This is a genomic window from bacterium (assembly GCA_040755795.1).
In the GTDB taxonomy this organism is placed as follows: domain Bacteria; phylum UBA9089; class CG2-30-40-21; order CG2-30-40-21; family SBAY01; genus JBFLXS01.
The window spans coordinates 1-12,982 of the sequence record JBFLXS010000079.1 but is presented as its reverse complement, the minus strand read 5'-3'; the positions used below and the strand labels follow the sequence as shown (position 1 = coordinate 12,982).

Genomic DNA, 12,982 nt, shown 5'->3' with positions numbered 1-12,982 from the left:
ACCGTAAAAGCTGATTAAATCAGAAGAGTGAACACATTTTTAAGGCTGGAGGCTCTAAATGCTTTATAACTGCTGGTAAAATCATAAACTACAGTTGATTGTGGAATTTAGATGCGTTTGCCCTGGCTCGCTCCTTTTTTTACTTGACAATCTGATATGCTTTATAATATAATACAGATGAGATATTGAAATGGGGAATGATTCATAGATTTAAGCAAACTGCGTCAAAAGGTTTATCATCTCAACATGGAACGCAGCAAATTAGTAAGTCGAGTAGTGCGACTAGGGAAGATGATACAGAGAAGGTAACCGTTCAGATTCTGGTTTGTAGTGACCGCATTTATGCGGTTATTCACCCGCTAAAGCGGGTTACTACGAACATTATAAATACCGAAAGACGCAAGAAATCTTGTTTTTACAAATATTACCTGAACGGTTACAAAATCTTGTAATATGAGATTTTACTGTCTGAATTACATAGAAGAAAAATTTAGATTGACAAAAACAACAGTGATATGATATAATAAATTAATTTCAAGATTCTATCTTGAGTATATAAACCACAAGTAGAATACTTGTAATATTTTTAAAAGGAAAAGGAGGATTATCTTATGCAAATCTTAAAGAAAGAAAAGGGGTTAAAACTATGGGTCTTACTAATAGGGTTATTCTCGATTACAAACCTATGTTTTGGTGCTGAACCTGTGTGGGGACCGGATGTCCGATTGACTAATAATTTAGCTTATTCTGAGTTCCCAGCGATTACCTCAGATGCAAATGGGATACATATAGTCTGGAGGGATACTCGAGATGGAAATCACGAGATTTATTATAAGCGTAGTCAGGATGGAGGAAATACCTGGGGACCGGATGTCCGATTGACTAATAATTCAGCTGTCTCTGGGGAACCGACGATTACCTCAGATGCAAATGGGATACATATAGTTTGGTATGATTATCGAGATGGAAATTGGGAGATTTATTATAAGCGTAGCCAGGATGGAGGAAATACCTGGGAATCTGATGTCCGGTTGACTGATAATTTAGCTTACTCTTTCTATCCAGCGATTACCTCAAATGCAAATGGGATACATATAGTCTGGGTGGATTATCGAGATGGAAATTATGAGATTTATTATAAGCGGAGTCAGGATGGAGGAAATACCTGGGGACCGGATGTCCGGTTGACTAATGCTTTAGCTGTCTCTGGTGTCCCGGCGATTACCTCAGATGCAAATGGGATACATATAGTCTGGGTGGATGAGCGAGATGGAAATTATGAGATTTATTATAAGCGGAGTCAGGATGGAGGAAATACCTGGGGACCGGATGTCCGGTTGACTAATGCTTTAAATACCTCGCGGGCTCCTGCGATTACCTCAGATGCAAATGGGATACATATAGTTTGGTATGATGATCGAGATGGAAATTGGGAGATTTATTATAAGCGTAGTCAGGATGGAGGGAATACATGGGGATTGGATGTCCGATTGACTAATAATTCAGCTGTCTCTGGGGAACCTGCGATTACCTCAGATGCAAATGGGATACATATAGTCTGGGATGATAATCGAGATGGAAATATGGAGATTTATTATAAAAGAGGAACTTTTTCCCCACCTCCCCCATCATTCACTATTAACATTATCTTAAACCAGGGGACATTTACAACCGGGGAAACAGTAAAAATAGATGTCAGGGTAGATAATCCAGGTTCTGATACAACGGTTGATGTAAGGATTTGTATAAAGCTTCCTACTAATAACTATCTCCAGCTGATAAAGATGGATGATCTCACTATTCCTGCAGGCGGGATTGGTCCGTTAAATCTTATCACCTATACCTTTACCGGTAATGAACCAGTAGGTAAATATGAAGTACCTGGTAGATTACTTCATCCAAACACTGGTGCGTCTTTAACTACCGATATTGAATCTTTCAAGTTTACCCCTTGAAGTAGAGGGTAGATGTCCCGTCTGTCAATGACAGTCTGGTATAGCGTTCTCTAAGTAAACATAGTTTTGTTTAAGTATGATTTAAGAGGCAAATTTACCCTCCACTAAAGTGGGATAGAAAGGCTAAAGCCCTAAAAAAGACCCTGTCACTAAAGTGCGGTAGAAGATTTCCACCTGGCTTTAGCCGAGGGTTTAACTGCGACACCTTTTCTTATCTTCAGCCACCCATCTCGTAGATGAGAGTTTGATTACGATATCCTGAAATATTTTGTTGGAGATACATAGTAGTATGCATAGTTTGTTACATATATTTAGAGAACGCTACAGTGGGTTTGCTTTTTACTTACTCCGAAAGCAGGGACAATCACCGTACTCCATAATCATAATCTTCACCAAAAATTGCTGCATGTAAATAATGTTTCGTGAAACTTACCCACATCTCTGGAATACTATGAAATATAAAGGAAATTCACACCGCAGAGATACAGAGTCGCGGAGAAAAAAATGCAAACTTTCAAAAATTTAAAGGTAATGGTTCAAATATCAGTAGGGAATCAAATAGAAATTTTCTCTCGCCAAGACGCAAAGTTCACAAAGGGATTTTTGTTAGACTCACTTGCGCCTTTGCTGTAATTTTTCTGTTTTTTTCCTCTGTGTCTCTGCGGTTAAATACGACCCAATTGAGACTTATGGGTAAGTTTCACTTTTAAAATCCTTGACTTTTTAATGACTATGTTGTATACTGATAGGGTATTTTAAATAGCGAGCAAAAAAACAAATGAAACCCAAAAAGATTTTTTTAGTTACTATCTTATTATTAGTGGGATTAATTAATCTTTCTTTTGCCTCAATGCCGATATTTAATGAAGGTGGTAAGAAAATTCAGACCTATGAGTTGGACATTGGCTGGAATGCTGCCCCCGCTCAAGTTGATTGGGAAGTCGATTGGGATGGAGATGGGCTAATAGACTTAGTCATCGGCGACCGTGAAGGCAATGTTTGGTTCTACCGCAATACAGGGAGTGAGTTTAACCCCATCTTTACCACAGGCGAACAGATTGAAGACCCTAATGGTCCTATTGATGTAGGTGACTACGCTACACCTTTTGTTATTGACTATGATAATGATAGTTATTACGATTTGATAGTTGGAAATAAAAATGGAACCATTGTTAGATATCCTATGACAGATTCACCACCTTATGTTGGCCCACCTGAAATAATTTCATTTTCCAATAATACCTTAAGAAGTGTGTATTTCGTTACCCCTGAGACAGGGTGGATAGTTGGAGATAATGGTGTCATCTTTCAAACTATTGATGGCGGAAATACCTGGTTGCCTCAACAAAGTCCTACCAATCAAAATATAAATAGTGTTCATTTCCTGAGTCAAAATGAAGGTTGGGCAGTTGGCAATAACAGCACCATTCTTCATTATTATATCCCACAAGGTCAAAGTTTTCCAGTCTGGGAATCTCAAACTTCTGGCACACCAACAAACCTATATTCAGTCTTTTTTGTTGATGCTAATAATGGCTGGGCAGTAGGAGATAGAGGAACTATCCTACATTATAATGGTAGCTGGACAACTCAGAATTCTGGAGTAGGTGTAGATCTAAACTGCGTCTTTTTTAAAGATTCACTTCACGGTTGGATAGCAGGAAATAAAAATGCAGGAAATGGATTAATACTTGAAACTATCGATGGTGGAACAACCTGGACCATAGTTGGAGGATTACCTGCTAATCTTCCTGATTTATATAGCATTACCTCTCCACCAGGCACAACGACAATATGGGTAGTAGGTGCTGAAGGCACTATACTAAGGTGTGTTAATAATGTCTGGGTGTCAATTACTTCACCCCGACAGAAAAACCTATATTCCGTTCATTTCATTGACCCAGAAAATGGTCTTATTGCAGGTGCTGATGGGACTGTATTAGAACTTACCCTTGCTAATCCTAACTGGATTGATATTTCACTACCAAATATAACCGCAAATCTTTACTCAGTATTTTTCAAAGATCTATTAGATGCATGGATTGTAGGTGACAATAACACAGTTTTGTTTTATAATGGATTAATTCAACAACAGGAATTTGTGATTGATATTGGTTATACGGCTTGTCCTTTTATGTTTGATCTGGACGAGGATGGCAAAAAAGATCTTTTCATCGGTGATGACCCGGGCAATGTCTGGTTTTTCAAAAATAATGGTAGTGATGATATTCCAACTTTTGGTTATGGGTTCCGGATGAATATTGGTTCACAGGCAGTTACAGGAACCTCAAGTAACTTTATTGATGTTGGTCAATTTGCTATGCCGCAGGTCGCTGATTGGAATGGTGATGGCACAAAAGACCTGATTATTGGCAATGGCGAGGGGAATGTCTTTTTATTTAAAGGGGTAGTAACTTCTGGCACCAATACGCAGGGACTTATTCCTTTGATAGGAAATAGAATCTTAACCTTTGAGCCGGGACAAAAGATTAAAGTCGGTAATTTAGATATTGATGTTGGGCAAAGGGCTGCACCGTTGGTGATGGATTGGAATAAGGATGGTGGTTTGGATTTATTGGTTGGTGTAGAATGTGGCTCGATTGATATATTTTTAAATAACTATCCATACCAGCCACCACAATTCAGTGCTTCTTCTAAGGTTCAGGGACCGCCTTCCCCACTTCAAATCGGGCTGTATTCTACCCCAGCGATTATTGACTTTAATAATGACCATCGTAAAGACCTGCTTGTCGGTGATGAAAATGGCTTTGTTACATTGTTTCTTAATTCCGGGACAGATAAAGAGCCTATATTTACTGGTGGCTTTGAATTAAAGGTCTATGGCACAAGTGCAGAAAAAGGCACTCTTACTGAAAATATGGATGCCGGTGGCTTTGCCAGACCTTTTCCGATAGACTGGAACAATGATGGAAAAAAAGACTTAATTGTTGGCAATAATCTTGGTCAGGTAATCTATTTTAGAAATATTCAGTCAGACAATGCCCCACTTTTTGCCACCGGGATTATAATCCAAGCCGGTAGCCCAACAACAAACCTTGATGTCGGTGATAATGCTACACCAGTTGTTGTTGATTGGAATAATGATGACAAAAAAGACCTTGTCGTGGGAAATAAATCAGGAAATGTCCTTCTTTATCTAAATACAGGCACAGATGTAAATCCATCATTTGGTAGCCCTACATCTCCGGGAGAAATTGATGTTGGATATAATGCTATTCCTTTTGTGGTTGATTATAATGGCGACCATAAGAAAGATTTAGTCATTGGTGATTTTGATGGATTTATCACGCTCTTCCTCAATATCGGCACAGATAAAGACCCTATTCTGGATAAAGGACGAAAAATCAGGATTGAAGGACAGGGTGATATTGATGTGGGGAAAAATGCCGCACCATGGGTAGTGGATTATGATAATTCCTGTTCACTTGACCTTATTGTGGGCAATAAAGCAGGGTTTGTTAATCTATTTCTTTCTTGCGGGATAGTTGACCTGGACATCACGAAAAGTGTTGATAAAACTCATGCCTCGCCTCAAGATATTCTTACCTACACCATTGAATACGGTAATCGTGGTAATTTCAATGCCACGAATGTGGAAATTACAGATGATATCCCAGCCTTGACCGAATTGGTAGAACCAGCACAAGGAGAAAGTATTGATACTATCCTTTACGCTACTAATACTAATGGTGTCTGGACTGAAATATTTTCTACGCAGGCAACGAGAATTAAGTGGATACGAAATGAATTATTACAGGGAAATATAGGGCAAAAGGTCGGATTTAAAGTCCGTGTTCTGAACATTGGAGATATTACTAATTATGCCACGATAAAATCTGACCAGACTTATCTTCAGATGAGCAATAGCGTAACAACGACCAGTGATATTATCGGAGCTCCCGATTTTTCTACTTCAGAAAAATCTGTTTATCCAGAAGGAGAGGTTTTACCCGGCTCTATCCTGAGTTTTACGATTAAATACAAAAATACAGGTAATGACATCGCTACAAATGTAGTGATTACGGACATCATCGACCCTAATCTCTGCAATATCACCAATATTTCTAATAATGGAGTATATTCTAACGGAATAATTACCTGGAATTTAGGAACAATATTAGTTGATGGTGGTGGTGAAGTGCGATTTGAGGCAACGGTTTTTAGCCCATTGCCAGGTGGGGTAGTGATTAGAAATAGTGCCACAATTACTGCTTTTCCTCTTTTTGCGTGGCAGACTAATGAGGTTGTGGTGACTATTCCGGTGCTTGATTCTGAAAGTGATGATTGGCCTATGTTTCATTTTAATCTTGGCCATGAGGGATATGATTTTCGGGAGATTATTCGGACACCACTCGAACTTAAATGGAGAGCCAAACCGAGCAATAAAATCCTCTCTTCACCTATCGTTGCGGATGATAGAGTTTATATTGCCTCATTTAATAACAAGATATACACCTTTGATGCTCAATCTGGAAGTTTAGTTGGTAGTTTTGCCACTACATCGGGCATTGACTCAACCCCGGCTGTGGTCAAGGATAGACTCTATGGAGCTGATTCTAATGGCAATGTCTTTTGCTGGAGCACAAATCCTGAGCTTAAATGGAGCTATGGATTAGGTGGAAATGTTCGTTATTCGTCTGTAGCCGTAGATGATGCAAAACTCTATATTGGTTGTGGAAAAAATCTCTCTGCGCTAAATGCCAGTAAACCAGAGTTATTATGGACTTATCCAACCGCTGGAGAAATTCAATCTTCACCTGCAATTGCCAATGGCAGGGTATATTTTGGCTCCGGGGATGGCAATCTTTATTGCCTAACTACCTCAGGTGACTTTAAATGGCGATTTGACACAAAGGGAGCAATATATTCATCCCCAGCTATCAAAGATGGCGTTGTCTATGTTGGCTCAGATGATAGCTATATTTATGCAATTGATACTTCTTCAGGAATACAAAAATGGAGATATAAGACCAATGAAAAAGTTTGTTCATCACCGGCTATTGCTAATAATGTCATATTTTGTGGTTCTAATGATGGATATTTACACGCGATAAAACAAGATAGCACACCTAAATGGGCACATTACATTGGTTCTCCAATTGAATCCTCACCAGCCATAGCCAACGGCGTTGTTTTCTTTGGTGCCAACAACGGCTATATCTATGGTCTGGATGAAGAAACCGGCGCAGAACTATGGAAATTCTACACGGGCAGTCCTAAACAAATCTATTCATCCCCAGCCATTGCTGATGGCATCCTTTATATTGCCTCTTCGGATGGCACAATTTACGCCTTCTCCTCATCCGCAGATTTTGGTAATTCAGATATAAATAAAAAACTAAATTCACCTATTGGCACGGTTAAGGTATGTGACGAAATTACTTATACCATCAAATTCTATAACGAAGGATTAGGCGAGGCAACGAATTTTAAGATTGAAGATACGCTAAATCCATATCTACAATATATTCTGGCAAGTGCTCCTGGCATACACTCAAATGGCACTGTTACCTGGGATTTGGGCACAATTGGTGCTAATTCTGGCGGCGAGGTTTATCTCAAGGTAAAGGTAGGAACTGATACCCCGATGGATACCTTGATTACTAATGTGGCTAAATTTTCCTGGAGTATAAATTCAAGTAGAAATACCAATGAAGTTACCAATAAGATAATTAAAGAAATTATAACTGTATTCAAGGTCGTTAGTCCATCTAAAGAAACAGTTACTCCAGGGGATAAATTAAAATACACCATCTCATACATAAACAATGGAAGTTATACGCTAACTGGAGTCCATATTAAAGATAGGATAAGTCCATATCTTACAAATATCAGTCCGGCAAATAGTGGTAAATACGAATCAGGCACGATTACCTGGCAGATTAGTAATCTTGCACCAGATGGCAATGGTAAAGTGGAATTTGAATCTGAGGTAAAATCGCCTCTTTCTAATGGCACTCCTATCCCAAATAATACTGCGGTATTTAATTCTAATCAAATCTCTACGCCAATATTAGCCACACCAGGGACATTAACCGTCATTGCACCTGATTTTAGTCAATCGTCTAAGACCTGCACTGGAAATTTCAGCCCGGGAAAGTCTATAACTTATGTTATTAATTATGTTAATACGGGCAGTATGACGGCAACTAATGTTGAAATCTGGGATGTGGTTGATACAAATTTAATTATGGAGGAAATAAAACCTAATGCGACTTATGAAAATAATATTATCAAATGGAACCTGGGTCAAGTCGATATTCCCGGGAGTGTAAGTTTCAAAGCAAAAATTAAAACACCACTTCCAAATGGCACCTTAATTAAAAATAAAGCCACGATTAAAGCCAGGTATATGTCTGATTTCACCACAAATGAAGTCATAGGAACGGTTACTTCCCTACCTGACTTCAAATATTCCAGAAAAGAGGTTTTCCCAAGAGATGGTATTCCATTAAATAAAATCCTGACTTATACCATCAATTACAAAAATACCGGCTCGATGGATGCTGAGGATGTGGTGATAATAGATAGATTAGACCCTCACTTGAGTGTTTGCACTGTAACAAGTTATGCTGAGGTAATCTCGGGTCCACAAACTCTTAATCTAACTGTGGACAATGGCTGGACTCAACTCAATGAAAACGGCATAGACGGAAATATTACCATTGTTACCTCTTTGGGGACATATAGTTCATCCTTAATAACAACATATCATCGCATACAAGATTTAATAGATGAGATAAATAACAACTTGACGGCAAGGATAAATATTTTTTATGATTCTCTTACTGATAAATTTACTTTTCAGAGTTTAGAAGGGGCGATAATTGAACTGCAGGAAGCCGGGGTAAATCCACTGTTGAGTGCGATTAAAATACCTGCGGGTATCTATTGTAGTGGAAAATATTCTAACGGAACGATTACCTGGAATATTGGGCAGGTTAAGATGAATGCATCAGGAAGTGTAACATTTAAAGCAATGGTTATTGGCACACCAACAAAGGTAAGTAATCAGGCGGAAATCACTTTTGCCGGAACAATGAGTGTAACTAATGAAGTTACCAATACGATTGACCTGACGCCACCTGCAATTGGTTCGCCACCAACAGAAGGAAGTTTGACAACCGACCTTGATGCTGATCTGGATGGAAATTATATGGTTTACTGGCAAGGGTGGGATGATGCCCAATCAGGAATAGCCCTGTATGAATTACAAGAAAGTCGGGATATGATTAACTGGACAACATTGAGTAATGCTATTGCGGGTAATACAGAGTATTTTGAAATAACCAATAGAACAAAAGGAGAGACATATTATTATCGTCTCCGTGCAATGAATTTAGTAGGAACCTGGAGTGATTTCTGCAACTCTTCTGACGGCATTCGGATTGTTGACCAATTAGAGGTAGTTAATCCAGCGACAAAGACAATTATCGCACTAAATAATCCCCAAAAGGGCATACTTTCTAATTTAGAGAGTGGTCAAACCGTGATTGAAATACCAATAGGTGCATTTAACTCAACTGTTACCTTTACTATTCGTCAGGTGAACCCACCGCAAACGGACCTATCAAAGGCTTCTCCGATTATAAGTAGTATTTTAAGTAATTCTGGACGAGAACTACTGGCATTGGAAAAAGATTATTATGGAAAAGGAACTCAACCAGTTACAGGTAAGTCTCTTATTATTACTCTGCCGTATTCTGACCCGGATATGAAGAATGAAGATGATGACCTGGCATACCGCATCTATAGACTTGCTGGAGACCATTTTGAGTTGGTGCCAGGAAAACAGATAGTAGATAAGGATAAGGATTTAGTTACCGCCTATGAGGTTAATCAATTGTCAATCTTTGTTGTTGCCGCACCAATAACTAATCTCAAAAGTGTCATTGTCTATCCAAATCCATTTAAACTCCGAGAGGGACATAAAGAAGTTAAATTTTACAACCTATCTGGTAAAGTAAATCTATGGATATACAATATTGCAGGGGAATTGGTATTTAATAAAGATGATATTACAGATAATCCATATTTCTGGCCTATAGTCAATAATGCTGGTGAAAGAATCGCCTCGGGCGTATACATCTATATTATTACAAATGAAAAAGGCGAAAAGGTAAGTGGGAAAGTGGCGATAATAAAATAAAGGGGCTCGGGACTCGGGACTCGGGAATAAAAGAATCCCCTAACCCCGAAATCCGAACCCCGAACCCCGATTTTCAGAAGAAGAACATAAATAATTTCTCTGTGTTCTCTGTGTCTCTGTGGCAAAAACTATTTTCAGGGAAAAGGTAATGAAAAAAATTTGGATTAACAAGACAGATTCATTTGCAGATGCAGAACAATTTGATAGGGATTATTATTTAAAAATGACCGCTAAAGAAAGGTTGGAAACAGTTCAACTTTTAAGGGAATGCTATTATAAACTTATTGGGACAAAGAATGAGGATAGAAAAAGATTTCGAAGAGTTATTAATGTTATTGAACAAAAATAAGGTGAAATACTGCATTGTTGGAGCGTATGCAGTCGCCTTTTATGCTAAACCAAGATATACAAAGGATATAGATATTTTGGTAGAACCTACTCTTGCAAATAGTAAAAGAATTATCAAAACACTAAATGAATTTGGATTTGAAAGTTTAGAATTGAAAGCATCTGATTTTGCTCAATCAGGTAAAATTATTCAATTAGGCTATGAACCTGTCAGAGTAGATATAATAACCTCTATTGAAGGTTGTAGTTTCAAAGAAGTGTGGGTTGGGAAAGAGGTTGGAATCTATGGAAAAGAAAAGGTATTTTTTATTGGCATCAAGGAATTAATAAAAAATAAACAAAGTTTAAATCGTAAACAAGACCAGGTAGACTTAGAAGTATTACAACTGGTAAAAAAAGAGTAAGCATTCAGATATCAGCGTTCAAATAGAAGAACCCAAACGCTTTCAAAAAGGAGAGAAATAAATGAGGTATAAACTATTAATTTTAATAAGTTCACTTATTCTAATCACAAGTAACTGTTGGGCAAAATCATCTAAAGGGACGGCAGGTGTGCCTTTTTTAAAGATAGGTGTTGGTGCCAGAGCGGTGGCTATGGGTGAAGGATTTTCTGCCTTAGCCGATGACATTACCGCTGTCTATTGGAATCCCGCGGGCTTAACACAACTGACTAAACCTGAAATATCTACGGTATATAATGATTGGTTTGAAGGCATTGGTCATGGGTTTCTGGGGTTTGCCTTCCCGGTTTCCAGCAAAAAGGCAATGGGTTTTAATATCATCTACTTAGATGCAGGGAAAATTCCTGGTTATGCCGATTCGCCAGATGAAAGCACCGGTAATTTCTCTGGCAGAGATACTGCCTTCGCCTTCAGTTATTCCTCGATTATCACTGAATCTATCTGCATTGGTATGACAATTAAAGGGATTGTGCAAAAGATAGAACAAGAAGAAGCATCCTCATTTGCAATTGATATTGGTCAATTATACCAGACGCCAATGGAAGGTTTGACTTTAGCTACCGTTCTTCAAAATGTGGGACCAAAGATAAAATTTGCGGTTGAAGGAGATAGCTTACCATTAACCCTTAAATTGGGTAGTGCCTATCGATTTAAAGAACAACCATTAGCGGTTACCTGTGATTTAACAAAACCAATAGATAATAATTGGAAGATGAATCTTGGGGTTGAATTATGGTTTAGAAACTTAGTTGCCTTGCGTGGTGGATTTAATTCACAGATATTTAAAGACTTTGGCACGGGAATTACCTGCGGATTTGGATGCAATATCAAACATTACCAGGTAGATTATGCCTTTGTGCCTTATGATGAATTGGGCAATACCCACCGCCTTGCGGTTACTTTTAGATTTGATGTGAGATGAGCCGGGACAATTGGAGTGTTAGATGATTAGGAGTTATACTTTTTTCCCTTGACAAGAGGGAAAATTTATGATAAAAGTATATTAGTGAAACAAAAGTTTTTAAACTTGATTATCCCTTTTTTAGCACATTTACTGATTAAATTACTTTATAACACCTTAAAAATAAAAGTTATTGGAGAAGAAAATATCAGGCAATTAAAACAAGAAGGAAAAACTTTGATTTATGCCTTCTGGCATGGGAGACAATTCCTTCTGGTGCCATATATGAGTCATCGCCAGATTGTGATAATGGTTAGTTTAAGTCGTGATGGAGAATATCAAAGCAAGATTTTAAAAAAATTTGGATGCAGGATATTTCGTGGTTCAACAACAAGAGGCGGGACAAGAGCATTATTAGAACTGATAAAGCAAACAAAACAGGGTGATGATTTTGGATTTGCTGTTGATGGACCAACAGGACCTATTTATGAACCAAAAGAAGGAATAATATCTCTTGCAAAAAAGAAAAAGGCATACATTGTCCCATTAACCACTGCGGTTAAAAAAAAGTGGATATTGGAAAAGGCATGGGATAAATTTCAAATCCCGTATCCTTTTACTCAAGGAATAATAATTTTTGGGAAACCATACCAGATATCTGAAAAAAAAGATGTAAGCGAGGAGAGTCAAATATTAAAGCAAAAGTTAAATGCTATCACTGAACAAGCAGATGAATTTTGGTAAGCGGTCAGCCACAGAGGCACAGAGTTCACAGAGAATTAGAGAAATTAGCCACATAAGGACACGAATTATAGCACTTATTAATCGAAATTTGACATAGATAGGGCTATGAAATTCCAAATCACAAATTCCAAACAAATTCGAATGACCAAAATTCAAAACATTACCTCCCATAGTTTGGTATTTATTACTTGAAATTTGGTGCTTATTTGGGATTTGGTGCTTGGGATTTGGGATTTTTTATTTATCCACCCTGAGTAAAATTTGACTAATAACTACTATATTCTCTCTGTGTTCTGTTATGTAAAGTGTCAAGCTTTTTTTTATTTTTTTACTTAAGAAAAGACTCTACGACTTATCTCTATAACTCTACACCTTATTTTTGTTTTAGGCATTTTGAGTTTTT

General features: G+C 37.9%; 6 protein-coding genes. All 6 read left to right on the top strand.

What is annotated here, in order from left to right; all coding sequences use genetic code 11:
- The first annotated feature begins 611 nt into the window (after positions 1-611).
- The 6 genes from AB1414_07350 (at position 612) to AB1414_07325 (ending at position 12,579) form a co-directional block, all read left to right on the top strand.
- Positions 612-1,955: a sialidase family protein gene (locus tag AB1414_07350; GenBank protein MEW6607257.1), complete on the top strand. Its 1,344-nt coding sequence runs from the start codon at positions 612-614 to the stop codon at positions 1,953-1,955.
- Between the two features lie 778 nt (positions 1,956-2,733).
- Positions 2,734-10,125, top strand: coding sequence for a PQQ-binding-like beta-propeller repeat protein (locus AB1414_07345; protein ID MEW6607256.1), 7,392 nt, complete (start codon positions 2,734-2,736; stop codon positions 10,123-10,125).
- 148 nt (positions 10,126-10,273) lie between these two features.
- Positions 10,274-10,474, top strand: a complete 201-nt coding sequence (locus AB1414_07340) for a hypothetical protein (GenBank protein MEW6607255.1) — start codon at positions 10,274-10,276, stop codon at positions 10,472-10,474.
- Positions 10,455-10,877: a hypothetical protein gene (locus tag AB1414_07335; protein ID MEW6607254.1), complete on the top strand. Its 423-nt coding sequence runs from the start codon at positions 10,455-10,457 to the stop codon at positions 10,875-10,877. Before AB1414_07340 ends, AB1414_07335 begins: the two co-directional genes overlap by 20 nt.
- A 61-nt stretch (positions 10,878-10,938) precedes the next feature.
- Complete coding sequence (locus AB1414_07330; GenBank protein ID MEW6607253.1) at positions 10,939-11,856, top strand: PorV/PorQ family protein; 918 nt, start codon at positions 10,939-10,941, stop codon at positions 11,854-11,856.
- Positions 11,857-11,904: 48 nt separating this feature from the next.
- Positions 11,905-12,579 (top strand): lysophospholipid acyltransferase family protein, encoded by a 675-nt coding sequence (locus tag AB1414_07325; protein MEW6607252.1) that lies wholly within the window; start codon positions 11,905-11,907, stop codon positions 12,577-12,579.
- Positions 12,580-12,982 lie beyond the last annotated feature (403 nt).